We start from the raw sequence: 26502 nt of genomic DNA, 5'->3' as shown, positions 1-26502 counted from the left end.
CGCGACGACAGGCGTCATGCGCTCGACCGCTCTCCTCACCCTCGCCCTGCTTGCATTGGGAACGCCCGCCATGGCCCAGACCCCCGCCGCCAAAGCCCCCTGGGACGAAGCCTTCCTGCCTCCGGCCCCGCAATGGCAGGGCGCTAGCCAGGCGCTGATCCGCGACGCCTCCGATCCGTGGGTCACCGCCTTCGAGGCCGATCCGGGCCACGACTTCTCGCCCAACTACGTCGACACCCGGGCCTGGTTCGACAAGCTGGACAAGGCCACCAAGCTGGTGCGCGTCGAGGACTTCGGCGTCTCGCCCGAGGGCCGGCCGATCTTCGCGGTGATCGCCAGCAAGGACGGCGACAAGCTCGACCCGAAAAAGCCCCTGCTGCTCGTGCAGTGCGGCATCCACCCCGGCGAGATCGACGGCAAGGACGCGGGCATGATGCTGCTGCGCGACATGGCCTTTCACGGCAAGGACGGCCTGCTCGACAAGGTCAATCTGGTGCTGATCCCGATCCTGTCGGTCGACGGCCACGAGCGCTCGGGCCCCTATTCGCGCCCCAACCAGCGCGGGCCGCGCATCCAGGGCTGGCGCAACACCGCCACCAACCAGAACCTCAACCGCGACTTCATGAAGCTCGACCAGCCCGAGATGCAGGCGCTGAAGCGGCTTCAGGCCAAGTACAAGGCCGACCTTTACGTCGACGTCCACGTCACCGACGGCATGGATTACCAGTACGACGTCACCTACGGCTACAACGGCGAGGACGGCGTCTGGTCGCGCTCGCCGGCCACCGCCAAGTGGCTGGACGACGCCTTCAAGCCGGCGATGAACCAGAGCCTGGAGGCCGAGGGCCACATCCCGGGCGAGCTGGTGTTCGGCATCGACGAGCGCAACCCCAAGGCCGGCCTGTCGGACGGGGGTCTTGGCGAGCGGTTCTCCAACGGCTGGGGCAGCGCCGCCCACGTGCCGACCATCCTGATCGAGAACCACAGCCTGAAACCCCACGCCCAGCGGGTGCTCGGGACCTATGTCTTCATCGAGACGGCGCTGAAGCTGCTGGCGCAGAAGGGCGAGTCCTTGCGCGCCGCGATCGCCGCCGACAGCGCCCTGCGCCCGGCGACCATCCCAGCCAATTTCGTCGCCGACGACAAGCCGAGCCTCACCCGCGCCTTCAAGGGCATCCGCTACGAGACCTATGACAGCGTCGCCTCGGGAGCGACCGAGATCCGCTGGCTGGGGCAGGCCGATCCGGAGCTGTGGCAGCTGCCGTTCTACAGCTCCCACCCCACGCTGCAGCTGGCCCGCCCCAAGGCCTACTGGGTGCCCAGCTATCGCGCCGACATCATCGAGCGCCTGAAGCTGCACGGGGTGAAGGTCGAGACGCTGGACGCGCCCAAGACCGTGCCCGTCGAGATGCTGCGCCTCGTCGAGCCCAAGCTCGCCCCGCGCGCCAACGAGGGCCACGTGCAGATGAGCGTCGAGCAGGTGACGACGCAACAGCGCGACTGGACCTTCCCCAAGGGCTCGGTGCGGGTCTCGACCGACCAGCCGCTGGGCGACCTCGTGGTGCTGCTGCTCGAGCCGCAGTCCAGCGAGAGCGTCTTCGCCTGGGGCATGGTCCCCGAGGTGCTGAGCCGGGTGGAGTATATCGAGCCCTACGCCATCGCCCCGCTGGCCGAGAAGATGATGGCCGCCGATCCGGCGCTGAAAGCCGAGTTCGAAGCCAAGCTCAAGGCCGAGCCCAAGTTCGCCGCCGATCCCGACGCGCGCCTGGCCTGGTTCTACAAGCGCACGCCCTTCTACGATCAGCGCCACCTGCTCTACCCGATCGCCCGGGAGAAGTAGGAAGAGAAACCCTCTCTCTTTGAGAGAGGGTTCCCCGGACAAAATCACCCCTCCCAGGGCCTCACCGCCCCATATCGCTCGACCAGCGCATCTACCGCCGCCCGCAGCTTGGCGCTCGGGTATGGCGTGCGGGGCCAGACGAGGTTGACCGGCAGGGGGCTGTCGAACACCCCGTCGAGCACCGTCTTCAGGCGCCCGGCCGCAAGGTCTGCGGCGACCAGCCAGCGGGGGACCATGGCGATCCCCGCGCCGGCCAGCGCCGCCTGGGCCAGCATCTGAGCATCGCCCAGCCGCACCCGGCCGTCGACCGACAGGCTGCGCGCCACGCCGTCCGCGTCGACATAAGGCCAGGGCGTGGGGCGGCCGTCGCGGGCCTCGACCAGGCAATCGTGGGCGGCGAGATCCTCGATGGTCTGTGGCCGTCCGCGCGCGTCGAGATAGGCCGGGGTCGCGCAGACCACCCGCCGCTGCACGCCCAGCGACCGGGCCACGAGGCCGGCGCGGTCGTCCAGCGCGCCGATCCGCACAGCCAGGTCGACGCCCTCGCCGGTCAGGTCGACCGGGCGGGCGTCGAAGCTCGCCTCCAGCCGCAAGGCCGGCCAGCGGGACAGCAGGTCCAGCAACACCGGCATGACGAAGGCCCGGCCCAGCAGCGGCGGCAGGGCCACGCGCAGCAGGCCCGACGGCTCGCCCCGGCCCTGCTTCAGCTCGGCCTCGGCCTGGGCGAGCGCCGCCAGGGCCGCCACGCAACGGGCGTGATAGAGGCGGCCGTCCTGCGTCAGGGCCACGCTGCGGGTGGTGCGGGCCAGAAGGCGCACACCCAGCCGGGCCTCCAGCCGCTGCACGGCCTTGCCCACGGCCGACGGCGACAGGCCCAGAACCGGCGCCGCGGCCGCGAAGCCGCCATGCTCGGCCACGGCCACGAAGGCGCGCAGGCCGCTATATCCGTCGAGGGAGGGGATCGAGGTCATTCCCGAACTGACGTCCGCAATGAACCGAATTCAAGTCGTTTCCGTCGCCGCGCATCGCCGCCTAAGCCTTGGGCCATGCGATACGATGACAAGACCCTGGTGGTGATCGGCGGCGGCTCGGGGATCGGGCTGGCCACGGCGAAGGCCTTCGTCGAAGGCGGCGGACAGGTGGTGATCGGCGGCCGCTCGCTCGCTCGGCTGGAGGCCGCCCGCGAGCGATTGGGCGCCAAGGCCCGGGCGGCGGCGGTCGATCTGTTCGACACCGGCTCGGTGGCGGCCTTTTTCGACCGCCTCGATCGCATCGACCACCTGTTCACCCCGGCCGCGACCTACACGATCGCCCCCTTCGACCATCCCGACGAGGCGGCGCTGGCCTCGCCGTTCGACGGCAAGTTCTGGGGTCAGGTCCGCTGCGTGCGGGCCGCGGCGCCGAAACTGGCGCCCGACGGCTCGGTGGTGCTGATGTCCGGCGCCGCCAGCGCCCGGCCGCCGAAGGGCGCGGCGCTATACGCCGCCGCCAACGGCGCGATCGAGGCCTTGGGGCGCGGCCTGGCGGTGGATCTCGCGCCCGTGCGGGTCAATGTCGTCGCGCCAGGCACGATCGACGGCGACCTCTGGGCCCGCCGCCCCGCCGAGGTCCGCGACGCCGCCTTCGCCGGCCAGGCCGCCGGCTCGCTGGCCGGCCGCCCCGGAACCGAGGCCGAGATCGCCCAGGCGGTGCTGTTCCTGCTGACCAACGGCTTCACCACGGGAACGACGCTGTTCGCGGACGGCGGCTACAGCCTGCGCTGAGGATTCGGCTAAGCCCTCCTGTCATTCCCGCCCTTGTGGCGGATTGGCGCGGTCCGGAATCCCTCTCTCTTAGAGAGAGGGATTTCATATCCGCCCCGCCGCCCTCAAGCTCAAGCTTCCGTCACGTCACCAGTTGCCATCGGCGGGTAAGCCAGGGCCTTATGCGGCCCCGCTTTCTGTACGAAGGGTCCGTCGATGGACGTTTCCGCTTCCGGTCATGCCGCCGCCCTGTGGGCCGGCCTGCATGTCTTCCTGCTGCTGGTGCTGTCGCTGCTGGTCGTGCGCGGCCGCCAGAAGCACAAGGTGGCCCTGGGCGACGGCGGCGTGCCCGAGCTGGCCCAGGCCGTGCGGGCTTTCGGCAACGCCAGCGAGTACGTGCCCACGGGCCTGGGCGTCCTTGCGGTGCTGGCCGTGGTCGGCGCGCCGGCCATCGCCATCCACGGCGTGGGCCTGGTTCTCTTCGCCGGCCGCCTGATCCACGCCGTGGGCCTGTCGCGCAGCGGCGGCGCCTCGGTGCCCCGCGCCATCGGCATGATCTGCACCTGGCTGGCCTACGTCTTCGGCGGTGTCATCCTGCTGTTCTACGCCATTCCCTGACAATCCGGAGGGCGGCGCCTTGCTCCGCCCTTCCCGCCTCGCCATAAGACGCCATGGACGAAAACCTGTTGCATGACGTCGTCGCCGCCGCGCGCAAGGCCGGGGCCGACGCCGCCGAGGCCGTGTTCGCCGAGCGCCAGTCCCTTTCGGTGGGCGTGCGCCTGGGCGAGCTGGAGGAAGTCGAGCGCGAGGAGGCCAAGGACCTGGGCCTGCGCGTCTTCGTCGGCCGCCGCAGCGCGACCGTCTCCGGTTCCGACGTCAGCCCCGAGGCCCGCGCCAAGCTGGTCGAGCGCGCCGTCGCCATGGCCCGCCTGGCCCCCGAGGATCCCTATGCCGGCTTCGCGCCGAAGGACCGCCTGGCCAAGGGCCCGTTCCCCGACCTTGATCTGATCGACGCCTACGAGCCCTCGGCCGAGACCCTGGAAGATCAGGCCCGCGCCGCCGAGGCCGCCGCCCGCGCCATCGAGGGCGTGACCAATTCCGACGGCGGCTCGTCGAGCTGGAGCTCGACCGTCTGGCGCCTGGTGACCAGCGACGGCTTCTACGGCCAGCACGCGGCCACGGGCTTTGGCATCTCCGCCTCGGCCATCGCCGGCGAGGGCGCGGGCATGGAACGCGGCGGCGAGGGCCGTTCGGTGCGCCACGCCGAAGACCTGCCCTCGCCCGAGGCCATCGGCGCCAAGGCCGGCCAGCAGGCCGTCTCGCGCCTGGGCGCGCGCAAGATCGGCTCGACCACCGCCCCGGTGATCTTCGAGAACCGCCTGGCCATGTCGCTGATCAGCCCGCTGGTCGGCGCGATCTCGGGTCCGGCCATCGCCCGCGGCACCTCGTTCCTGAAGGACAAGCTGAACCAGAAGATCTTCGCCGCCGGCGTGCAGCTGACCGACGACCCGCACCGCGTGCGGGGCCTGGGCTCGGCCCCCTTCGACGACGAGGGCGTGACCACCGTGCGCCGCGCCCTGATCGACGACGGCGTGCTGACCACCTGGCTGCTCAACAGCGCCAGCGCCCGCCAGCTGGGCCTGGAGACCACGGGCCATGCCTCGCGCGGCTCGGCCGGGGCGCCGGGCGTCTCGACCCACAACCTGACCCTGGAGCCGGGGCAGCTGGATCTGGCCGGCCTGATGGGCCAGGCCAAGGACGGCCTGCTGGTCACCTCGATGTTCGGCCCCTCGCTGAACGGCAACACCGGCGACTGGTCGGTGGGCTGCTCGGGCTTCTGGTTCGAGAACGGCCAGATCGCCTATCCGGTCACCGAGATCACCGTGGCCGGCAACCTGATCGACATCTATGGCCGGCTGGTCGTGGGTTCGGACCTGGAGCTGCGCGGCGCCAGCAACAGCCCGTCGCTGCTGGTCGACGCCCTGGCGATCGCAGGCAAATGATGAGCGACCTCGACCTGATTCTCGACGCGGCCCGCGAGGCCGGGGCCCTGGCCCTGGCGGCCCGGGCCAAGGGCGTGAAGATCTGGTCGAAGGACGGCGGCTCGCCGGTCACCGACGCCGACCTGGCGGTCGACGCCCTCTTGAAGGAACGCCTGGGCGCGGCCCGGCCCGACTACGGCTGGCTGTCGGAGGAGACGGTCGACGACCCGGCCCGCCTGGCCACCGGCCGCCAGTTCGTGGTCGACCCGATCGACGGCACCGTCGCCTTCATGAAGGACAAGCCCTGGTTCGCCGTCTCGGTGGCCGTTGTCGAGGACGGCCGGCCCATCGCCGGGGTCGTCCATGCGCCCGCCCTGGACGAGACCTATGCGGCCGTCGCGGGCGGCGGCGCCACCCTTAACGGCGCGCCCCTCGTCCCCAGCCTTTCGACCGTGCTCGACGGCGCGGCCATGCTGGGCGACGCCAAGATGTTCGCCCACCCGGCCTGGCCCACGCCCTGGCCGGCCATGCGGGTCGAGGCCCGCAATTCGATCGCCTACCGCATCTGCCTGGTGGCGGCCGGCGCCTTCGACGCGGCCATCGCCCTGACCCCCAAGAGCGAGTGGGACCTGGCCGCCGCCGACCTGATCTGCGGCGAGGCCGGAGCGTTGCTCACCGATCACCTCGGGCGAAAATTCGCCTATAATCGACCGAATCCGACGGTTCCGAGCCTGGTTTGCGCGAATAGGGCGCTTCACCCGTTGATCCTGTCACGCGTCGGGCATATCGACCTGCCATAATCAAAAACTCCGCAGGATCTTGCTCCCCCATGTCCGACAAGCAGCTTCTTCATATCGTGATCGGTGGCGAACTGAAGGATGTCGCCGGCACCGAATTCCGCGACCTCTCGAAGGTCGAGTTCGTCGGCGCCTACCCGACCTACAACGACGCCCACGCCGCCTGGAAGGCCAAGGCCCAGGCCACCGTCGACAACGCCCACGCCCGCTACTTCATCATCCACGCCCACAAGCTGCTGGATCCGAGCGCGGCTTAATTGAGCGGATCCTTCTCCCCTTGCGGGAGAAGGTGTCATCCGCAGGATGACGGATGAGGGGTCGAAAGGCCTGTCCGCAGGGCTCTTCTCCCGGAGTTCTGAGAGACCCCTCACCCGACCTCCCTCCGGGAGGCCACCCTCTCCCGCAAGGGGAGAGGGACGATATCACTCCCGCCGCAGCAGCTTGTCGGTCAGCACCTTGCCCAGCATGCCGGCGCGGAAGGTCTTCTTCATTTCCACCGGATCGTAGTCGTCGCTGTCGACCCACTGGGTGAAGGTCAGGCCCTTGGGCGCGCCTTTCTCCAGGTACTGGTCGAAGGTGTAGTCGAGCACCCCGGTGTTGCCCTCCTTGATGTGGAGATAGCGGCCCGACAGCTGCTTCTTGGCCTCCTCGATCGGCAGGCCCAGGCGATAGTGGGCGTAGAGCACGCTCATGATGCCCGCCCGGTCGGCCCCCGACTTGCAGTGGATCAGGGCCGGATACTCGATCGTCTCGAACAGTTCCTTGGCGCCGTGCACGCGCTGCCGGATCGGCACCTCGCGCGAGGTGATCACGAAATCGACCATCTTGATGCCCAGGCGCTCGCAGGCGTCCTTCTCCAGCGCGTAGAAGCTGCCGTCGAAGCCGCCGCGCAGGTTCACCACCGTCTTGACGCCCTGCTTCTTCCACCAGGCCAGCTGGAACGGCCAGGGCTGGTTGGTGCGCACCAGTTCCGGGCTGATCCAGTGGGCGTTGGTGAAGCCCACGCGCAGATAGGCGTGGTCGTTCCACAGGAAGTGGAGATAGGTCTTGAAGCGCCCCCAGCGCGTGGAAAGGTCGAAACCGGCCAAGTGGCGATCCTCTGAAAACGCGCCTAGATAGGGCCCACGGGGGATTATTGCAAAACCCCCGCGTCGTTTGGCCGTGCACTGATGCGCCCGCGTCCTTGACAGTCTCCCTGTGAAATCCGACCCCTCGCCCATGACCGACACCCCCGCGACCGAGCTTTCCAACCGCGCCCTGGCCGCGCGGGTCTGGCGCGACTACCTGCGGCCGCGCTGGAAGGGGTTCGTCGTCTCGGTCGTCTGCGCCGCCATCGTCGCCGGCCTGACGGCGCTTCTGCTGTGGCTGGTCGGCCCGGCGGTGGACAAGCTGATCACCCATCCGACGCGGCAGGCCATCTGGACCATCCCGCTGGCGATCGCCTGTATCGCCGTCTTCCGCGCGGTCTTCCAGGTACTGCAGGCCCGGATCATCAACGGCATCGGCAACGGCATCGTCGGCGACGTCCAGGTCGGGCTGTTCAGCCGGCTGGTCCGCGCCGACCTGGCGCGGCTGCGCGGCGCCCACTCGGGCTCCTACGTCGCCTCAGTGCTCTATGACGCCGGCCTGATCCGCGAGGCCTCGACCACCGGCGTGGTCAACTACGTGCGCGAGAGCCTGGTGGTCATCGGCGCCATCGGCACGATGTTCTGGTACGACCCGGTCCTGACCGGCGCGGTGCTGCTGATCGCCCCGGTGGTCAGCATGATCACCCGCCGTTTTTCCAAGAAGACCACCAAGGCCGCCAAGGGCGCCATGGGCGAGACCTCGAACCTGTCGACGGCGATCATGGAAAGCCTGGACGGCATCAAGATCGTCAAGATCGAGAACCGCGAGGCCGACGAGGAAGCCCGGGTCGGCGAGGTCATCGCCCGCCGCCAGAAGCACTTGGTTAAGGGCAGCAACGCCAAGTCGATGGCCGCCCCGGCCACCGAGGCCTTCACGACGATCATCGTCGCCCTGGTGCTGCTCTACACCGGCTGGCGCGCCATGACGGGCGGCATCACCGCCGGTGACTTCACCGCCTTCCTGGCCGCGCTGATGGCCGCGGGCCAATCCCTGCGCCAGGTGACCAACCTGCAGACGGTGATGGCCGAGGGCTTCACCGCCGCCCGCCGCCTGTTCGCCGCCCTCGACGTCGCGCCGACGATCGTCGAGCCCGCCGGCGCCGCGCCGCTGCCGCCCGGCGACGGCTCGGTCAGCCTCGACCATGTCGACTTCGCCTACGGGGAAGGCGCGCCGGCCCTGTCGGACGTGTCGCTGCGGGTGCGCCGGGGCGAGACCGTGGCCCTGGTCGGCCCGTCCGGCGGCGGCAAGAGCTCGATCCTCAACCTGATCCCGCGCTTCTACGACGTCACCGGCGGCTCGGTGAGCATCGACGGCCACGACGTGCGCTCGGTGACCCTCGCCTCCCTGCGCGACCGCATCGCCCTGGTGACCCAGGAGCCGTTCCTGTTCGACGACACCATCCGCGCCAACATCGCCTACGCCAAGCCGGACGCGACCGACGACGAGATCGAGGCCGCCGCCCGTCAGGCCGCCGCCCACGACTTCGTTTCCGCCCTGCCCGAAGGCTACGCCACCCGCGTCGGCGAGGCCGGGACGCGGCTTTCGGGCGGCCAGCGCCAGCGCATCGCCATCGCCCGCGCCTTCCTGAAGAACGCCCCGATCCTGCTGCTCGACGAGGCCACCAGCGCCCTCGACACCGAGAGCGAGGCCCTGGTCCAGGCGGCGCTGGAGCGGCTGATGGCCGGCCGCGCCACCATCCTGATCGCCCACCGCCTGTCGACCGTGAAGCACGCCGACCGCATCTACGTCATCGACAAGGGCCGCGTCGTCGAGACCGGGACCCATGCGGGCCTCTTGCGCGGCAAGGGCCTCTACGCCCGCCTGGCCAAGGCCCAGGACCTCGACCACGCCCCCACTCCGGATTCCGAGGAGACCGCCTCTTGAGGCCTCTGCGTTCCCCCCTGGTCATCAAGATCCTGTCCTCGATCTTCGCCGGCTACTCCAAGCTCGTCTTCTCGACGCTGCGCATGACCGTCGAGGGGCAGGACAAGGCCGAGGCCGTGTGGGCCCAGGGCCGCACCAAGGGCACGGGCGCGATCCTGTGCTTCTGGCACTCGCGTATCCCGATGTCGCCGCTGTCCTGGCCGCAGAGCCCGGCCCGCCAGGACATGCGCGCCCTGATCTCGCTGTCCAACGACGGCGAGTTCATCGCCCGCACGGTGGAAAAGCTCGGCTTCCCGTCGATCCGCGGCTCGTCGGCCAAGAAGACGGACCTGGCCAAGAACAAGCACGGCGAGCAGGCCTTCCGCGACATGGTCAAGTGGGTGAAGGACGGCGGCGGCATCGCCATCACCCCCGACGGCCCGCGCGGTCCGGCCGAGCACATGGAGAAAGGCACCCCGTCCCTGGCCCGCGTCACCGGCGCGCCGGTGATCTTCGTCGGCCTGGCCGCCAAGCCCTGCATCCGCCTGGGCTCGTGGGACCGCACACTGATCCCCCTGCCCTTCGCCAAGGCCGCCATGGTCTGGGACGGCCCCACGGCCGCCGGCCGCGGCGACGACCCCGACACCCTGGCCGAGGACTGGGCCGACCGCCTCTCGGCCGTGACCCGGCGGGCCGAGGAGATCGTGGGGTTGGAGGACTGAGTATCGGGACCCCTTCTCCCCTTGCGGGAGAAGGTGGCGGCCGAAGGCCGTCGGATGAGGGGTCGAAAGACCTTTCCGCCGACTTCTGAGAGACCCCTCACCCGACCTCCCTCCGGGAGGCCACCCTCTCCCGCAAGGGGAGAGGGACTTGGAATGTTGATCCCCGCCCGCCTTGGTGGGATGTAGACCCCATGCCGCACGACCATCCGGGCCACGATCACGACCACGATCATCATGACCACGACCATGGTCATGACCACGATCACGCCGATGGGCACGCCCACGGCCACTCGCATGGCCACGGTCACCACCATCACGGACATGGCCACGGACACCACGGCCACAGCCACGCCCCCGCCGACTTCGGCCGCGCCTTCGCCATCGGCACGGCGCTGAACCTGGCCTTCGTGGCGGCCGAGGCCGCCGCCGGCTTCTTCACAGGCTCGCTGGCCCTGCTGGCCGACGCCGGCCACAATCTGTCGGACGTGCTGGGCCTGCTGCTGGCCTGGGGGGCTGCGGTGCTGGCCAAGCGCGCGCCCACGGGCCGCCGCACCTACGGCCTGCGCAAGGGCACGATCCTGGCCTCGCTGACCAACGCCGCCCTGCTGCTGGTGGCCGTCGGCGCCATCGCCTGGGAGGCCGTGCGCCGCTTCGCCGATCCGCAGCCCGTGCAGACCGGCCCGGTGATGATCGTCGCGGCCATCGGCATCGCCATCAACACCGCCACGGCCCTGATGTTCATGAAGGGCAGCAAGGACGACCTCAACGTCCGGGGCGCCTTCCTGCACATGGCCGCCGACGCCGCCGTTTCGGCCGGGGTGGTGATCGCGGCCCTGGCCATGTGGGCCACCGGCTGGCTGTGGCTGGACCCCGTGGTCAGCCTGGCCATCGTCGTGGTCATCGTGCTGGGCACCTGGGGCCTGCTGCGCGACTCGCTGGACCTGGCCTTGGACGCCGCCCCGCGCGGCATCGATCCCAGGGCCGTCGCCGACTGGCTGGCCGCCCAGCCGGGCGTGGCCGAGGTGCACGACCTGCACATCTGGGCCATGAGCACCACCGAGACGGCGATGACCGCCCATCTGGTGCGCCCCGACGGGAGCGACCACGACCAGTTCCTGCACGATGTCTGCGGGCAGCTGTCCAAGCGCTTCAACATCGGCCACTCGACCATCCAGATCGAGCGCGGCGGCCACGCCCACCCCTGCGCCCTGGCCGCCGAAGGCAGCGTGTGAGCCTGCCCTTCTCCCTGGCCGTCTATCGCGCCGCGACCACGGCCCTGACGCCGATCGCGCCGGCCCTGCTGCGCAATCGGGCCGGCAAGGGCAAGGAGGATCCGGCCCGCCTGAACGAACGCCTCGGCCGCCCCGCCATCCCGCGCCCGCCCGGCGTGCTGGTCTGGCTGCACGGGGCCAGCGTCGGCGAGAGCCTGTCGATCCTGCCGCTGGTCGAGCGCCTGCGCGCCGAGCGGCCGGACGCGAGCGTGCTGGTCACCTCGGGCACCGTCACCTCCGCCGAGCTCCTGGCCAAGCGCCTGCCGCCGGGCGCGATCCACCAGTACCTGCCGGTCGACACGCCCGGCGGCGCGGCCCGCTTCCTCGACCACTGGCGGCCGGACCTGGCCGTCTTCGTCGAGAGCGAGCTGTGGCCCAACCTGCTGCTCGGGGCCAAGGCGCGGGGGACGAAACTGGCCCTGGTCTCGGCCAAGCTGTCGGACAAGAGCTATCGCAGCTGGCAGGCCCGGCCGCTGGCGGCCGCCTGGCTGTTCGCGGGCTTTGATCTGATCCTGGCCCAGGACGGCCGCGCCGCCGACCGCTTCGCCAGCCTCGGCGGGACCGTCGCGGGGGAAGCGGATCTCAAGTTCGGCTCGCCGTCCCTGCCGGTGGACGAGGCCGAGTATGCCCGCCTACGCTTCCAACTGACCGACCGGCCGCTGCTGCTGGCCGCCAGCACCCACCCGGGCGAGGACGAGCTGGTGCTCGACGCCGTGGCCGGTTTCCACCTGGCCCCGCGCCTGGTGATCGTTCCGCGCCACCCGGCGCGCGGCGAGGCGATCCTGGAGATGGCGCGCGAACGCGGTCTACAGGCCGTGCGCCGCAGCCAGGCCCCGAACACGGTGGCCGAGGTGATCGTCGCCGACACCCTGGGCGAGATGGGCCTGTGGTACCGCCTGGCCGACCTGGCTTTGGTCTGCGGCAGCCTGGTTCTCGGGATCGGCGGCCACAACCCGCTGGAGCCGGCCCGGCTGGACTGCCCGATCGTCTCGGGCCCCCATGTCGAGAACTGGCTGACGGCCTATGGCGACCTCGCCGCCGCCGAGGGCGTGACCTATGCCGACGGCGCGGTGCTGGGGCGCCGGCTGTCGGACCTCTTCGAGACTCCCGAGCGTCTGAAGGCCCAGGCCGCCCGGGCCAAGGCCTTCGTCGAGGCCCGCGACGCCGCTGCTCGCGCCGGCCTTTCCCGCATTCTCGACCTCGTGCCGCCCAACCTTGAGCAAGGGGTTTCCGCATGAAGCTCTCGACCCCCCGCTGGTGGTATCGCCGCGAAGGCGGCCCAGCCCCGCTGACCCGCGCCCTGCTGACCCCGCTGTCGTGGATCTGGGCGGCCGCCACCGCCCGCCGCATCGCCAGGGCGACCCCGGCCGATCCGGGCGCGCCGGTGATCTGCGTGGGCAACCTCACCGCCGGCGGCGTCGGCAAGACCCCGATCGTGCGCGAGCTGCTGCTGGTGCTGAACAACGGCGGCGTGGCGGCCCATGGCCTGTCGCGCGGCTATGGCGGTTCGCTGAAGGGCCCGCTGCGCGTCGATCCCTCCCGCCACAAGGCCGGCGAGGTCGGCGACGAGCCGCTGATGCTGGCCCAGGATTTCCCGATCTGGGTGTCGCGCGACCGCGTGGCCGGCGCAACCGCCGCCGCCGCGGCCGGCGCCCAGGTCATCGTCATGGACGACGGCCACCAGAACCCTGACCTGGCCAAGACCCTGTCTCTGGTGGTGGTCGACGGCGAGACCCGCGACGACGAATGGCCGTTCGGCGACGGGCGGGTGTTCCCCGCTGGACCCATGCGCGAGCCGCTGGCCGTGGGCCTGGCCCGCGCCGACGCGGTGATCGTGCTGCTGCCGGCCGACCTGCCGGAAGCCGATCCGCAGCTCCTGGCCCTGCTGGCCTCCAAGCCGCTGCTGATCGCCCGGCTGGAACCGGCCGCCCCGCCGCCGGGCGGGCCGCAGGTCGGCTTCGCCGGGGTCGGCAAGCCCTGGAAGGTCGAGCGCGCCCTGCAGGCCGCCGGCTGCGACCTCGTCGACTTCGCCCCCTTCCCCGACCACGGCGCCTATAGCGAGGACACCCTGCGGAGCCTCGCCGAACGCGCCCGCGACCTCGGCGCCAGCCTGATCACCACCGAAAAGGACTGGATCCGCCTGCCCCCAGCCTGGCGCGAGCGGGTGGCGGCCTGGCCCGTGCGGGCGCGGTTCGAGGATGAGGCAGCGCTGGCGCGGGTGCTGGCGGGGATTTCCTGATCCTTCTCCCCTTGCGGGAGAAGGTGTCAGAGAAGCTGACGGATGAGGGGTCGAAAGGCCCGTCCGCAACCTTCTGAGAGACCCCTCACCCGACCTCCCTCCGGGAGGCCACCCTCTCCCGCAAGGGGAGAGGGATCACTTAGCTTATTTGACGACCACCCCGCCCTTGATCACCGTCTCCACCTTCTGGAGCACGGAGACGTCGGCCAGCGGGTCGCCCGACACGGCCACCAGGTCTGCCGCCTTGCCCGGGGCCAGCGAGCCGATCTCGGCCGAGACGCCCAGGTGGTCGGCGGCGTTGACGGTGGCGGCGCGGATGGCGTCCAGCGGCGACAGGCCCGCGCGGTTCAGCAGCACGAACTCGTAGGCGTTGTCGCCGTGGGCGCTGACGCCGCTGTCGGTGCCGAAGGCGATCTTGACGCCGCCGGCGTTGGCCCGGCGGGCCATGTCCAGCATCTTGGGGCCGGCTTCCAGGGCCTTGGCGGTCTGGGCGGGCGTGAAGAAGTTGCCCGGGCTGGCGGCGATGCGGGCCACGTAGTCGCCGGCCATCAGGGTGGGCACCAGATAGGCGCCGTTCTTCTTGAAGAGGGCGATGCTCTCGTTGTCGAGATAGGTGCCGTGCTCGATGGAATCGCCGCCGGCCTTGAGGAAGGCGTTGATGCCGTCAACGCCGTGGGCATGCGCGGTGACCCGGCGGCCCATGCGGTGGGCGCTCTCGACGATGGCCGAAAGCTCGCCGTCGCTGAATTGCTGCGACAGGCCCGCGGCGGTGTTGGACAGCACACCGCCGGTGGCGGTGATCTTGATGATGTCGGCGCCGCGCCAGACCTGCTCGCGCACCGCGCGGCGGCAGTCGTCGGGGCCGGAGCACACCGATTCCGGCCGCAGCACGTGCATGACCTCCTCGCTGTAGCCGTTGACGTCGCCGTGACCGCCGTGGATCGACACGGCCGAGCCGGCGGCGATGATCCGCGGGCCCACCACGTCGCCGCGCTTGATCCCTGCGCGCAGGGCGAAGATGGCGGCGTTGTCGGCGCCCAGGTCGGCGACGGTGGTGAAGCCGGCCATCAGGGTCTTGCGGGCGTAGCCGGCCCCGACCATCGCCTGGTCGGCCGACGACTGGGTCACCTCGTCGAGGCGCGAGGTCGGGCCCTGCTGGCCGGTCAGGTGCACGTGGCTGTCGATGAAGCCGGGCAGCACGAAGCGGTCCTTGAGGTCGACCACCACCCCACCGGGTTCGGACACGTAGCCGTCGGCGATCCGCACCACCTTGCCGTCCTGCAGCACCACGGTCTTGGCGGTCTCGACCTTGCCGCTGGCCGGATCGGCCAGCAGCTTGCCGGCCTGGACGAAGGTCAGCGGGCCAGCGGCCTGAGCCGCGGCGAACGACAGGGCGGCGGCCGCGACGCCGAGCGCGGCGGCGGCCAGGAAACGGATACGCATGAAGAGAGCCCCTCTGAACGATCTCGCCCCTCCCCAGGGGCGTTTGCGGCAGGATGGCGGGGTCAGGGCGAGGCTGTCACGCCATTTTCTTTCGACAAAGGCAGGCGCGCGTGACGGAGTGCGCCCAAAATCACCGCCTCCCTCGCCCTTGTGGCGAGGGCCCATGCCGGCCTCAGCTCAGATCCAGGCCAAGCTTGAAAGGTCTGAGCAGGTTGAACCATGGATCCTGGGCACAAGGCCCAGGAAGGCGAGTGTTTAGGTCGCGAGAACTAAGCCCCCGCCTTCTGCGCGAAGGCCCACGCCCCCTTCGCCAGCACCGGCACCCGGGCCTCCATCAGCTGCGCATGGGCGCTGGCGGCGGTGCCGTCGCGCACCCGACCGACGATGCCCTGGCAGATGCCGGCCAGGCGGAAGAGATTGTAGCTGAAGTACCAGTCCAGCTGCGGCAGGCCCTGGCGCCCCGTCGCGGCGCAATAGCGGGCCACGGCCTCCTCGATGGTGGGGATTCCGTAGGCGGTCAGGTCGGTGATCTCGGCCAGGCCCCCGCGCTGGTCGGACGGCATCACCCAGTTCATCAGGAAGTAGGTGAAGTCGGCCAGCGGATTGCCCAGGGTCGACAGCTCCCAGTCCAGCACCGCGATCACGCGCGGCTCGGCAGGATGCAGGATCATGTTGTCGAGGCGGTAGTCGCCGTGGACGATCGAGGTCTGGTCGTCGGCGGGCGCGCTGGCCGGCAGCCAGTCGATCAGCCGGTCCATCTCGTCGATCTTGGTCGTCTCGCTGGCGCGGTACTGCTTGGTCCAGCGGTCGATCTGGCGGGTGAAGTAGTTGCCGGGCTTGCCGTAGTCGGCCAGGCCCACGGCGGCGTAGTCGACATTGTGCAGCGCCGCCAGGGTGTCGATCTGAGCCTCGTAGATCGCCCGCCGCTCGGCCGGCTGGTAGTCCGGCAGCGTGCCGTCCCACAGAATGCGGCCCTCGACGTTGTCCATCACGTAGAAGATCGTGCCGATCACGCCCTCGTCCATGCACAGGGCGTAGGGCCGGGCGACCGGGAAGCTGGCCTGATGCAGGCCCGAGATCACCTTGAACTCGCGGTCGACGGCGTGGGCGCTGGGCAGGAGCTTGCCGGGCGGCTTGCGGCGCAGGACGTAGCGCTTGGCCGGCGTCACCAGCTGGTAGGTGGGATTGCTCTGCCCGCCCTTGAACTGGCGCACCTCCAGCGGGCCGGCATAGCCCTCGACGTTCGCCTCCAGCCAGGCGGCCAGGGCGGCCTCGTCGATCGCATGGCGCGGATCGACCGGCTTGGTGCCCGAATTCAGCTCCTGAGCGGACGGCTCGGCCACGGCGCTTCACTCCCAACGTTTGTTTGAATGGGAGTTTAGAGGGTGGGGACGGACACGCAAGTCCTTCTCCCCTTGCGGGAGAAGGTGGCGGCCGAAGGCCGACGGATGAGGGGTCGAAAGGCCTGTCGGGAGAGGTTTGAGAGACCCCTCACCCGACCTCACTCCGTGAGGCCACCCTCTCCCGCAAGGGGAGAGGGGGTTCACAATCAATGCTGGCTGAGCGCCCGCCAGCCGATGTCGCTGCGATAGAAGCCGCCCTCCAGCGACACCGTGCCCAGGGCGGCATAGGCCACGTCGCGGGCCTCGTGCAGGGTCGCGCCCAGGGCGCAGACGTTGAGCACCCGGCCGCCGGACGCCACCAGACGGCCCTCGGCATCGCGGGTCGTGCCGGCGTGGAAGATCTCGGCCTCATGGCCGTAGTCGGCCTCGGCGCCCTGGATCAGCCCGCCGGTCTTGGGGGCGTCGGGGTAGCCCTCGGCGGCCAGCACCACGCAGATCGCCGCCTCGTCGCGCCACTTGGGCGGCTCGGCGCTGGCCAGCTCACCCTTGGCGGCCGCCAGCAGGGTCGGGACGATGTCGCTTTCCAGGCGCAGCATCAGCACCTGGCATTCAGGGTCGCCGAAGCGGGCGTTGTATTCCACGAGCTTGGGGCCCGTGGCGGTGAGCATCAGGCCGGCATAGAGCACGCCCACATACGGGTTGCCCTCGGCGGCCATGCCCTCGACGGTCGGCACGATCAGCTCGCGCCAGGCCTGCTCGATCAGGGCCTGCGTCAGCACGGGCGGCGGCGAGTAGGTGCCCATGCCGCCGGTGTTGGGGCCTTCGTCGCCGTCATAGGCGCGCTTGTGGTCCTGGGCCGCGCCGAACAGCACGGCGGTCTTGCCGTCGCACACCGCGAACAGCGAGGCCTCCTCGCCGTGCATGAACTCTTCGATGACCACCCGGGCCCCGGCCGAGCCGAACCGGCCGCCCAGCATGTCGACCACCGCGGCGTCGGCGGCGGCCCGGTCGGGAGCGATGACCACGCCCTTGCCGGCGGCCAGGCCGTCGGCCTTGATCACGAACGGCGCTTCCAGGGTGTCGAGGAACTCACCAGCGGAAGCCGCGTCCTCGAACACGCCGTAGGCGGCGGTCGGCAGGTCGTGGCGCTTGCAGAAGTCCTTGGTGAAGGCCTTGGAGGTCTCCAGCTGGGCGGCGCGCTGGCTGCCGCCGAAACAGGGAATGCCGATCTCGGCGAGCTTGTCGGCGAGACCCACTTCGAGCGCCGACTCCGGACCGACCACCACCAGGTCGGCGCCGATCTCCTGGGCCAGGGCGACCAGGCCGTCGGCGTCTGTGGCCTTCACGGGCTTCAGCTCGGCCACGGGCGCGATGCCGGGATTGCCCGGAGCGGCGACGAGGCGGCCGCACAGCGGCGATTGCGCGATCTTCCAGGCCAGGGCGTGCTCGCGCCCGCCGGACCCGACGAGGAGGATGGTCAGCTTTTCCATGAGCCGGGGATGTCGCGCGGGCTGGGGCGCGGGTCAAGCATCCGCTGCGTCTGATCGTCCATCACCCATCCTGCGACGCTTGGCCCGATTGCCAGCCGCCCCGCGCGCGGGCTTCTTCACGTGCAAATTCGCACATCCAGGGCAGGACGTGCTCCACGGGGCTATCTTAAAGACACATGGCCAAGGACGACCATCACCTTCCGCGCGCCCCGGCGGCCGCGACGGACGCCGCTTCCCATCCGGCCAAGGCCCTGCACTCCTGGGCCTTCCTCGACGCCGTGGTCGAGAGCGTACCGGCCATGCTGGTGGTCAAGAACGGCCGCGACGGCCGCTTCGTGCTGGTCAACCGCACCGGCGAGGAGCTGCTGGGCGTGCCGCGAGAGGACCTGATCGGTCGCTGCGACGCCGACTTCTTCCCACCCGAGCAGGCCGCCTTCTTCGCCGAGATGGACGCCAAGGTCCTGGCCAGCGACCGCCTGTGGGTGATCGACGAGGAGCCCCTGAAGACCCCTCACAACGGCGACCGCTGGCTGCAGACCAAGAAGATCGCCATTCCCGGCGACGGCGACGAGAAGCTGCTGCTGATCATCAGCGAGGACATCACCGAGCGGAAGAAATCGGCCATCGCACTGGAGGCCGCGCTGGAGCGTTCCCGCGCCGCCAGCATCGCCAAGTCCGAGTTCCTGGCCAATATGAGCCACGAGATCCGCACGCCCCTGAACGGCGTGCTGGGCATGGCCCAGGTGCTGGCCCAGACCGAGCTGACCCCGCGCCAGCGCGAGATGATGGACGCAATCCTGACCTCGGGCCGCACGCTGAACGCCCTGCTCAGCGATATTCTAGACCTGGCCAAGGTCGAGGCCGGCGAGGTCGAGCTGGAGGCCGCGCCCTTCGACCTGCGCGCCGCCCTGACCGCCTCGGCCGCCACCTTCGAAGGCCTGGCTCATCAGAAGGGCCTGACCTTCGGCCTCGATTTCGACGACGGCTTCCATGATCGCGTGACCGGCGACGCGCTGAAGTTCGGCCAGATCGTCAACAACCTGATCAGCAACGCGGTGAAGTTCACCAGCGAAGGCTCGGTCGCCGTCCACGCCCGTACCGAGGCGGACGGCCAGGACGTGCTGCTGACGGTGACCGTCGAGGACACCGGCGAGGGCTTCACCCCCGAGGTGCAGGCCAGCCTGTTCGAGCGCTTCGTGCAGGGCGACGGCTCGATCACCCGGCGGTTCGGCGGCTCGGGCCTGGGGCTGTCGATCGCCCTGCGCTTCGCCAAGCTGATGGGCGGCGACATCACCTGCGTCTCTACGCCCGGCGAGGGCGCCCGCTTCACCCTGACCACTCGCCTGGCGGCCGCCGCCCCCGAGGCGCCCGCCACGGCCCGTCGCGCGCCCAAGGCCGCCATGCCCGAGCGCCTGCGGGTGCTGCTGGCCGAAGACCACCCGACCAACCAGCGGGTGGTCGAGCTGATGCTCGACGGCGTCGCCGACGTGGTCGTCACCGGCGACGGCGAAGCGGCGCTGCGGGCCTACCAGGAGCAGGACTTCGACCTCGTGCTTATGGACACCCAGATGCCGGTGATGGACGGCCTGACGGCGATCCAGGAGATCCGCCAGCGCGAACGCGCCGCCGGCCGGCCGCGCATCCCGATCATCTCGCTGACCGCCAACGCCATGCCCCATCAGGTGGAGGCGTGCCTTTCGGCCGGCGCCGACCTGCACCTGGCCAAGCCGATCACCGTCTCGGCCCTGTTCGACGCCATAGCCGAAGCCTGCGAACTGGCCGCCGAGCCCGGCTGACGGGCGCCGCCGGACGGCAACCTTCAGCTGTGTAGATAGGCACATACGCGCCCGGCGCGGCCGCCGTAGCCGATCCCTCGTCACCGTGACCAGTGAGGGGGGCCGCCATGTCCATGGAGAATATCGAACACGTCGTCGTGCTGATGCTGGAGAACCGCTCGTTCGACAGCATGCTGGGCTGGCTCTACGAGCACGAGGACCCCGAGCATTTCGTGCCGGCGACGACCGACAGGCGCTATCGCGGGCTGCAGGACGTCGACCTGGGCAAGTTCGTCAACGCCGCCCAGCTGATCGGCCGCTTCCAGGCCAGGCCCAAGCGCGGGGCGAGCGGCTTCACGGTCCCCACCTTCGCCCCCGGCGAGGACTTCGACCACGTCCTGCGGCAGTTCTACGGGCCAGGCGCCAAGGTCGGCCAAGAGCCCGACATGAAGGGCGTGCTGGCGGATTTCGCCGACATCGTCGGCCCGCAGCTTATCTCGCTCATCGGCGTCCCGCCGGGCGAAATCCTCAAGCTGCGCGCGCGCATGCAGGCGCAGAGCGCCACGATCATGGAGAGCTATACGCCCGCGCAGGCCCCCGTGCTGAACCAGCTGGCCCGCCACTACGCCGTGAGCGACGCCTGGCACGCCTCCGTCCCGTCCCAGACCAATCCGAACCGCGCCTTCCTGATGTGCGGCACCTCCAACGGCATGACCGACAACGGCGACCTGGAAACCTCGCCCGAGGCCAAGGCCGTGGAGAAGATCCTGAAAATGGCCATCGGCGACGATCGCGTCGAAGCCCCCACCATCTTCAACGCGCTGCACGAGGCCGGCGTCGACTGGACGGTGTTCTACCAGACCGGCTATCTGCCGCCGAAGATCGCCCCGCTGCTCGCCAATCTGGACACGATCCTGAAGGTGCTGGGGGCGCTGCCCCTGCCTGGCCATCGTGCGGCCCGGATCGCCCTCAATCTGCTCAGGCCCCACATTCCCTACCTCACCAGCCTGTCTTCGGGGGATGTGGAATCCTGCTACACATGGCGGCTGTTCCCGCACATCAAGGACGGGATTCCCGGCGCCAAGGACAGGTTCCAGAAGCTGGCGAGCTTCCACCAGCAGGCCCGCGCCGGAACCCTGCCCAGGTTCAGCTACATCGAACCCGCCTGGTCGGTCGCCCACAGCACCACCGACTCCGGGCCGTTGAAGAACCTCTTCACCGCGCTCGGCGACGACTACCACCCGCCCGGCAGCGTGCTGGTCGGCGAGCAGTTCGTGAAGGAGGTCTACACCAGCCTGATCGCCAACGAAGAGGCCTGGAAGAAGACCCTTCTGCTGATCACCTTCGACGAGTTCGTCGGATCGTTCGATCACCAGACCGCCGACCTGCGGCCCGGCGTCGTCAAGCCGCCCTGGCCGCCCGGCCGACATCCGCCGCACCAGAACCGGCACGGCTTCCAGTTCGACCGGCTGGGCGCGCGCGTCCCCACCATCGTGGTCTCGCCCTGGGTCCAGCGCGGCACGGTGTTCCGCTCGCCCACCGAGACGCCGTTCGACCATACCTCGGTGATCCGCACGACCCTGGAGGCGATCGACCGTCCCGATCTGGTCGAACGGTTCGGAGAGCGGACCAAGGCCGCTCCCAGCTTCGCCGATGCATTGACGCTCGATCGCCCGCGCACCGACGCACGAGCCCTGGCCTTCCTGGACGTCGCCCGCAAGGTCGGCGAGCCGGTCGGCTATGGCCAGACCTTCGTCCTGCGCAACTCGAGCGGCCAGTACCTGGCCCCGCTGCAGCCGGCCATGAAGGTCGCCGGCGACGGCAAGCTCCTGCCTGGCGACCTGATGGACGCGGCCGTGGACCTGGGGATCGCCGCCCTGTTCCCGGTGCTGGGCCAGGAGAAGGCCCTGCTGTCCTTCGTCGCCCGGGAGGCCGACCCGCCGACCCGCATCGCCCACGGCGCGCGGGGCATGCTGGTGACACGAGAGTCCCGGGCCGGATCGCTCAACGCGCTGGGCGCCTGGAGCGACTGCTGGGACTGCTACTACGACAAGGAATACGCCTGGGGCGACGCGATCAGCCGGCAGACCTGGGTGATCCAAAAGCTGGACCACACGGACCAGCCGCTCCGCTATGGCGACCGGATCTATCTGAAGAACGCTCGCTATCCGGTCCGTGGCTGGCTGGCCCATGACCGGCGGCGCGACCGGGGCAAGTGGCTGACGACCAACGCCAAGGGCGACGTCTGGACGATCGAGCCGGCGCCGGCTCGGGTCTAGGCCGGCCATCGGGCGACCGGATCGTCCAAGCCTTCCGCGCCGATCGCGCGCCTCCTGGCGGCCGAACGCCGTCAGGAGGCCGCCATGCCCGAAGCCTATCCCCAAGGGCGCACCGCCCTGCTGTTCGTGGATCCCTACAACGACTTCCTGGCCGACGGCGGCAAGCTGTGGCCACGCGTGGCGGCGACGAAAGGGGCCGAGGGACTGCATGGGCGGCTGGCGGCCGTGACGGCCGCGGCGCGGGCGGCCGGGCTGCCGGTGTTCATCGTGCCCCACCACCGCTTCGCCCTGGGCGACCTGGACGGCTGGAAGCATCCCTCGCCCTATCTGCAAGGCAGCGCCCGGGCGATGGTGTTCGAGAAGGACGGCTGGGGCGGCCAGTGGCATCCCGACTTCGCGCCCCTGCCCGGCGACGTGATCGTCACCGAGCACTGGGGCTCCAGCGGCTTCGCCAACACCGACCTCGACTATCGCCTCAAGCAGCGCGAGATCACCCACGTGATCCTGATCGGCCTGGTGGCCAACACCTGCATTGAGGGCACCGGCCGCTTCGCCTCGGAGCTGGGCTACCACGTCACCCTGGTCACCGACGCCACGGCGGCCTTCACCGACGAGGCCCTGCACGCGGCCCACGCCATCAACGCCCCGACCTACGCCCACGCCATACTGACGGCCGAGGCGGTGACGGCGGCGCTGGCGGGTGGGTAGTTCGGCTTCAAGCCACCGCACCAAATCCGTCCTTCCCCGCGCAGGCGGGGATCCAAGCTGGATTTCAGGATGTGGCGGGGCCGTGAACGTGCTGCGAGCTCGGCTTGGATCCCCGCCTTCGCGGGGATGCTCGGAGATAATGGGAAGTCGAGCCGCCCCTACCGCTTCCGCGTCGCCACCGTGAACCGCGCGGGCGCCGGCGGAGCCTTGGCCCGGCGCAGCTCGCCGGTGGCCTGGCGGACGATCTGCCAGCCGCCGTGCAGGGCCAGGACGGCCATGATCGCGGCCACCAGCAGGTCGGGCCAGCGTGAGTTCGTGCCGAACACCCCCAGCGCCGCCAGCATGACCGCCAGGTTGCCGACGGCGTCGTTGCGCGAGCAGATCCATACCGAGCGCATGTTGGCGTCGCCGGTGCGGAAACCGAACAGCATGATCGCCACGGCGACATTGGCGACCAGGGCGGCCAGGCCCAGGGCGCCCATCACCGGGGCCTCGGGCGTGCGCCCCTCGAACACGCCCCACAGCGTCGTGGCCGACACCCAGGCCCCGAAGGCGAGCATGGTCACGCCCTTCAGCATCGCCGCCCGCGCCCGCCAGGCCAGGGCCATGCCGGCCACGCCCAGGCTGATGGCGTAGTTGGCCGCGTCGCCCAGGAAATCGAGGCTGTCGGCCTGCAGCGCCGCTGAGCCTGACAACAGGCCTGCGCTGCCCTCGACCAGGAACATCCCGCCGTTCACCACCAGGGCGATCCACAGCGCCAGGCGCCAGCGGCCTGCCGGCGGAGCGCTCTCAGGCTTGCAAAGATCGTCGCCGCAGCAGCCGGACATCTGGACCTCCTTCGAGAAGGCCCCATCTCTGCACCCTGTAGTCGCTACAGGGTCAAGAGCATGCCTGCGCTTTCCATCGGGGACCTCGCCCGCCGCACCGGCGTGCCGGTCGAGACCATCCGCTATTACGAACGCATGGGCCTGCTGCCCAAGCCGCCGCGCACGGAAGGCAACTACCGCGCTTACGAGGCGGCGCACGAGCGGCGGCTGGCCTTCGTCAAGCGCTCGCGCGATCTCGGGTTCGGGCTCGACGCCATCCGCGCCCTGCTGGATCTCGCCGACGGCGCCGACCGTCCCTGCGGCGAGGTCGACGCCCTGGCCCGCGACCAGCTTGCCGAGGTCGAGCGCAAGATCGCCGACCTGACGGCCATGCGCGCCGAACTGCAGGACATGCTGGGCCACTGCCGCGCCGACACGGTGGCGGACTGCGAAATCATCGGCCGGCTGCGGGGACGGTAATAAATCCCTCTCTCTTTGAGAGAGGGAGGGGCCCGCCGCGCGAGCGGTGGGAGGGTGAGAGGTTTCACCGCTAGCCGGGAAACCTCAGACCGTTCCTCTATCGTCATCCCGCCAGCAGCGAACCGTAGAGTCGGACCCACGGGGCGCCGCACTGCGTCGGCCCCTGGGTCCCGGTTAAGCCTGCGGGCTTTCCGGGACGACGGGTGGTTTAGGGGGCCGCGCCCCGTCCGGTGAGTTTGTTACCTCTCACCCTCCCATGGCTTCGCCATGGGCCCCTCCCTCTCTCAAAGAGAGAGGGGGCTCCGGTTTAAGCCGCCTCGACGTCCAGCGAGTAGCCGGCCGAGCGGACGGTGCGGATCGGGTCGGCTTCGGTGGAGCCGTTCAGCGCCTTGCGCAGACGGCCGATGTGGACGTCGACCGTGCGGGCCTCGACATAGACGTCCGAGCCCCAGACGGCGTCCAGCAGCTGTTCGCGGCTGAACACCCGGCCCGGGTGCTGCATCAGGTAGTCGAGCAGGCGGAACTCGGTCGGGCCAAGGTGCACTTCCTTGCCCTGGCGCTTCACGCGGTGGGCGACCCGGTCGATGACGATGTCGCCGACCGTGATGCGGTCGTCGGCCAGGGCCGGACGGATGCGGCGCATCACGGCGCGGACCCGGGCGGTCAGCTCGACCATCGAGAACGGCTTGACCACATAGTCGTCGGCGCCGGTGTCGAGGCCGCGGATGCGGTCGCTCTCCTCGCCGCGCGCCGTCAGCATGATGATCGGCACGTTGCGGGTGTCGGTGCGGCCGCGCAGGCGGCGGCAGACCTCGATGCCCGAGACCTTGGGCAGCATCCAGTCGAGGATGACGAGGTCGGGCGCGCGTTCGCTGGCCAGGGTCAGGGCTTCCTCGCCGTCGGAGGCGACCGCGACCTGATAGCCCTCCTTGTCGAGGTTGTAGTGAAGCAGGGTGGCCAGGGCGTCCTCGTCCTCGACCACCAGAACGTACGGAGTCACTTCTAAAGGCCTCCCGAAAGCTTACTGAGCGACGACGTCGAGCTTGGGACGCTGGGAGATGATCTCCTCGCCCGTCAGCTCGAAATGGATGATCTCGGCGATGTTGGTGGCGTGATCGCCGATCCGCTCGAGGTTCTTGGCGACGAACAGCAGATGCGTGCACGCGTTGATCGTGCGCGGATCGCCCATCATGTAGGTCAGCAGTTCGCGGAAGATCGAGTTGTAGTGCTCGTCGACTTCCTCGTCGCTGCTCCAGACGTTGATGGCGCGCTGCAGGTCCGAGGCGGTGTAGGCGTCGAGCACGTCCTTCAGGCGGCTCTGCACCAGGCGGCCCATGCGCTCGATCGAGCGGGTCAGGGCGCTCATCGGCTCGGCCTCGGTCAGGATCAGGGCGCGCTTGCCGATGTTCTTGGCCATGTCGCCGCAGCGCTCGAGGCTCATCGAGATCTTCAGGGCGGCGACGGCGTGGCGCAGGTCCTTGGCCATCGGCTGGCGCAGGGCGATCAGACGGAAGGCCTTGCGCTCGATCTCGGTCTGCAGCGTGTCGAGACGCTCGTCGCGGCCGACCACCAGCTGGGCCAGCGGCGCGTCGCGGCGGGCGATGCAGTCGACGGCGTCGGCGACCTGGGCCTCGGCGAGGCCGCCCATGCGGGTCACCTCGGCGGTCAGGTGGTTCAGCTCTTCGCCGTAGGATTTGACGGTATGCTCGGTCATGTCCTTGGTCCCCGGGTCAGCCGAAGCGGCCGGTGATGTAGTCCTGGGTGCGGCTGTCGCGAGGATTGGTGAACATCTCCTCGGTCGGGCCGCTCTCGACCAGCTTGCCCAGGTGGAAGAAGGCCGTCTTCTGCGACACGCGGGCGGCCTGGGCCATCGAGTGGGTGACGATGACGATGCAGAACTGGCTGCGCAGTTCGTCGATCAGTTCCTCGATCTTGGCCGTGGCGATCGGGTCCAGCGCCGAGCAGGGCTCGTCCATCAGGATCACTTCGGGCGACACGGCGATGGCGCGGGCGATGACCAGGCGCTGCTGCTGGCCGCCCGACAGGCCGGTGCCGGGCTGGTGCAGGCGGTCGGCGACCTCGTTCCAGAGACCGGCCTTCTTGAGGCTGCTCTCGACGATGCCTTCCAGCTCGTCCTTGCGGGTGGCCAGGCCGTGGATTTTCGGGCCGTAGGCGACGTTCTCGAAGATGGTCTTGGGGAACGGGTTCGGCTTCTGGAACACCATGCCGACGCGCGAGCGCAGCACGACGGGATCGACGCTCTTGGCGTTGACGTCGGCGCCGTCGATCTCGATCGAGCCCTGCACGCGGGCCGACGGGATGGTGTCGTTCATCCGGTTGATGCAGCGCAGGAAGGTCGACTTGCCGCAGCCCGACGGGCCGATGAAGGCGGTGACCGACTTGGCCGGGATGTCGAGGTTGACGTCGAACAGCGCCTGCTTCTCGCCGTAGAAGACGCTGACGTCGCGGGCGCGGATCTTGAAATCGCGGCTCTCGACCACGCCATGGCCTTGCGGCACGGCGGTGTGGATGACGGGCGCGGCGACGGAGGCGTCGCGGTTCTGGGTCGGCATGGCGTGTCCCTGGACGAGGGC

24 protein-coding genes are annotated in these 26502 nt (G+C 70.0%); 15 read left to right on the top strand and 9 right to left on the bottom strand.

All coding sequences use genetic code 11. The features are described from left to right. Window positions 1-16 precede the first annotated feature (16 nt). Window positions 17-1840, top strand: a complete 1824-nt coding sequence (locus tag P7A99_RS06160; RefSeq protein ID WP_277793047.1) for a M14 family metallopeptidase — start codon at window positions 17-19, stop codon at window positions 1838-1840. 44 nt (window positions 1841-1884) lie between these two features. Here the strand turns inward: P7A99_RS06160 and P7A99_RS06155 are convergent, their stop codons facing one another. Further along, window positions 1885-2811 (bottom strand): LysR family transcriptional regulator, encoded by a 927-nt coding sequence (locus P7A99_RS06155; RefSeq protein ID WP_277793046.1) that lies wholly within the window; start codon window positions 2809-2811, stop codon window positions 1885-1887. A 75-nt stretch (window positions 2812-2886) separates the two neighbouring features. Here P7A99_RS06155 and P7A99_RS06150 point away from each other — a divergent pair, with 75 nt between their 5' ends. The 5 genes from P7A99_RS06150 (at window position 2887) to P7A99_RS06130 (ending at window position 6618) form a co-directional block, all read left to right on the top strand. Beyond that, entirely contained in the window at window positions 2887-3603 is a 717-nt protein-coding gene (locus P7A99_RS06150; RefSeq protein ID WP_277793045.1) for an SDR family oxidoreductase, read from the top strand. 195 nt (window positions 3604-3798) lie between these two features. After that, window positions 3799-4200: an MAPEG family protein gene (locus tag P7A99_RS06145; RefSeq protein ID WP_101711010.1), complete on the top strand. Its 402-nt coding sequence runs from the start codon at window positions 3799-3801 to the stop codon at window positions 4198-4200. Between the two features lie 53 nt (window positions 4201-4253). Continuing rightward, a complete protein-coding gene (locus P7A99_RS06140; RefSeq protein WP_277793044.1) occupies window positions 4254-5585 on the top strand; it encodes a TldD/PmbA family protein in 1332 nt (443 codons plus the stop codon). Then, entirely contained in the window at window positions 5585-6364 is a 780-nt protein-coding gene (locus P7A99_RS06135; RefSeq protein ID WP_277793043.1) for a 3'(2'),5'-bisphosphate nucleotidase CysQ, read from the top strand. Before P7A99_RS06140 ends, P7A99_RS06135 begins: the two co-directional genes overlap by 1 nt. A 29-nt stretch (window positions 6365-6393) precedes the next feature. Next, window positions 6394-6618, top strand: coding sequence for a DUF4170 domain-containing protein (locus P7A99_RS06130; RefSeq protein WP_101716954.1), 225 nt, complete (start codon window positions 6394-6396; stop codon window positions 6616-6618). 165 nt (window positions 6619-6783) lie between these two features. Here P7A99_RS06130 and P7A99_RS06125 read toward each other — a convergent pair whose 3' ends face one another. Then, on the bottom strand, window positions 6784-7449 hold the full coding sequence (locus P7A99_RS06125) for a tyrosine-protein phosphatase (RefSeq protein WP_277793042.1): 666 nt from the start codon (window positions 7447-7449) through the stop codon (window positions 6784-6786). Window positions 7450-7579: 130 nt separating this feature from the next. On the opposite strand from P7A99_RS06125, the gene P7A99_RS06120 reads away from it, so the two are divergent. The 5 genes from P7A99_RS06120 (at window position 7580) to lpxK (ending at window position 13584) form a co-directional block, all read left to right on the top strand. After that, window positions 7580-9373 (top strand): ABC transporter ATP-binding protein, encoded by a 1794-nt coding sequence (locus tag P7A99_RS06120; protein ID WP_277793041.1) that lies wholly within the window; start codon window positions 7580-7582, stop codon window positions 9371-9373. Further along, window positions 9370-10074: a lysophospholipid acyltransferase family protein gene (locus tag P7A99_RS06115; protein WP_277793040.1), complete on the top strand. Its 705-nt coding sequence runs from the start codon at window positions 9370-9372 to the stop codon at window positions 10072-10074. Before P7A99_RS06120 ends, P7A99_RS06115 begins: the two co-directional genes overlap by 4 nt. A gap of 191 nt (window positions 10075-10265) precedes the next feature. Beyond that, entirely contained in the window at window positions 10266-11306 is a 1041-nt protein-coding gene (locus P7A99_RS06110) for a cation diffusion facilitator family transporter (RefSeq protein ID WP_277793039.1), read from the top strand. Then, window positions 11303-12583: a 3-deoxy-D-manno-octulosonic acid transferase gene (locus P7A99_RS06105; RefSeq protein WP_277793038.1), complete on the top strand. Its 1281-nt coding sequence runs from the start codon at window positions 11303-11305 to the stop codon at window positions 12581-12583. Before P7A99_RS06110 ends, P7A99_RS06105 begins: the two co-directional genes overlap by 4 nt. Then, on the top strand, window positions 12580-13584 hold the full coding sequence (gene lpxK, locus P7A99_RS06100; RefSeq protein ID WP_277793037.1) for a tetraacyldisaccharide 4'-kinase: 1005 nt from the start codon (window positions 12580-12582) through the stop codon (window positions 13582-13584). Before P7A99_RS06105 ends, lpxK begins: the two co-directional genes overlap by 4 nt. Before the next feature lie 144 nt (window positions 13585-13728). Here lpxK and P7A99_RS06095 read toward each other — a convergent pair whose 3' ends face one another. The 3 genes from P7A99_RS06095 to purD all read right to left on the bottom strand — a co-directional run bounded on the left by P7A99_RS06095 (window position 13729) and on the right by purD (window position 17860). Beyond that, window positions 13729-15027, bottom strand: coding sequence for a metal-dependent hydrolase family protein (locus P7A99_RS06095; protein ID WP_347276683.1), 1299 nt, complete (start codon window positions 15025-15027; stop codon window positions 13729-13731). A 269-nt stretch (window positions 15028-15296) separates the two neighbouring features. Next, window positions 15297-16370, bottom strand: a complete 1074-nt coding sequence (locus P7A99_RS06090) for a phosphotransferase family protein (protein WP_277793036.1) — start codon at window positions 16368-16370, stop codon at window positions 15297-15299. A gap of 206 nt (window positions 16371-16576) precedes the next feature. Continuing rightward, window positions 16577-17860 (bottom strand): phosphoribosylamine--glycine ligase, encoded by a 1284-nt coding sequence (purD, locus tag P7A99_RS06085; RefSeq protein ID WP_277793035.1) that lies wholly within the window; start codon window positions 17858-17860, stop codon window positions 16577-16579. 176 nt (window positions 17861-18036) lie between these two features. Here purD and P7A99_RS06080 point away from each other — a divergent pair, with 176 nt between their 5' ends. The 3 genes from P7A99_RS06080 (at window position 18037) to P7A99_RS06070 (ending at window position 22622) form a co-directional block, all read left to right on the top strand. Next, window positions 18037-19656, top strand: coding sequence for a PAS domain-containing sensor histidine kinase (locus P7A99_RS06080; protein ID WP_277793034.1), 1620 nt, complete (start codon window positions 18037-18039; stop codon window positions 19654-19656). Window positions 19657-19763: 107 nt separating this feature from the next. Then, window positions 19764-21914: an alkaline phosphatase family protein gene (locus P7A99_RS06075; RefSeq protein ID WP_277793033.1), complete on the top strand. Its 2151-nt coding sequence runs from the start codon at window positions 19764-19766 to the stop codon at window positions 21912-21914. Between the two features lie 84 nt (window positions 21915-21998). Continuing rightward, window positions 21999-22622: an isochorismatase family cysteine hydrolase gene (locus P7A99_RS06070; RefSeq protein WP_277793032.1), complete on the top strand. Its 624-nt coding sequence runs from the start codon at window positions 21999-22001 to the stop codon at window positions 22620-22622. Window positions 22623-22780: 158 nt separating this feature from the next. On the opposite strand, the gene P7A99_RS06065 is transcribed toward P7A99_RS06070, so the two are convergent. Further along, window positions 22781-23449, bottom strand: coding sequence for a cation transporter (locus tag P7A99_RS06065; RefSeq protein ID WP_277793031.1), 669 nt, complete (start codon window positions 23447-23449; stop codon window positions 22781-22783). A 60-nt stretch (window positions 23450-23509) separates the two neighbouring features. On the opposite strand from P7A99_RS06065, the gene P7A99_RS06060 reads away from it, so the two are divergent. After that, window positions 23510-23908 carry a MerR family transcriptional regulator gene (locus P7A99_RS06060; RefSeq protein WP_277793030.1) on the top strand — a complete coding sequence of 133 codons (399 nt, stop codon included), beginning with the start codon at window positions 23510-23512 and terminating at the stop codon, window positions 23906-23908. Window positions 23909-24215: 307 nt separating this feature from the next. On the opposite strand, the gene phoB is transcribed toward P7A99_RS06060, so the two are convergent. From phoB to pstB, 3 genes are read right to left on the bottom strand one after another with little or no spacing between them, the layout of a single operon-like run. Beyond that, complete coding sequence (gene phoB, locus P7A99_RS06055) at window positions 24216-24908, bottom strand: phosphate regulon transcriptional regulator PhoB (protein ID WP_101710992.1); 693 nt, start codon at window positions 24906-24908, stop codon at window positions 24216-24218. A 21-nt stretch (window positions 24909-24929) separates the two neighbouring features. Further along, on the bottom strand, window positions 24930-25622 hold the full coding sequence (gene phoU, locus P7A99_RS06050; RefSeq protein ID WP_277793029.1) for a phosphate signaling complex protein PhoU: 693 nt from the start codon (window positions 25620-25622) through the stop codon (window positions 24930-24932). A gap of 16 nt (window positions 25623-25638) precedes the next feature. Next, complete coding sequence (gene pstB / locus P7A99_RS06045) at window positions 25639-26481, bottom strand: phosphate ABC transporter ATP-binding protein PstB (protein ID WP_431307649.1); 843 nt, start codon at window positions 26479-26481, stop codon at window positions 25639-25641. Window positions 26482-26502 lie beyond the last annotated feature (21 nt).

Source organism: Caulobacter endophyticus (assembly GCF_029543245.1).
Taxonomy (GTDB): domain Bacteria; phylum Pseudomonadota; class Alphaproteobacteria; order Caulobacterales; family Caulobacteraceae; genus Caulobacter; species Caulobacter endophyticus_A.
Note: the sequence above shows the minus strand (reverse complement) of the source record. Positions and strands in the feature narration are given on the sequence as shown.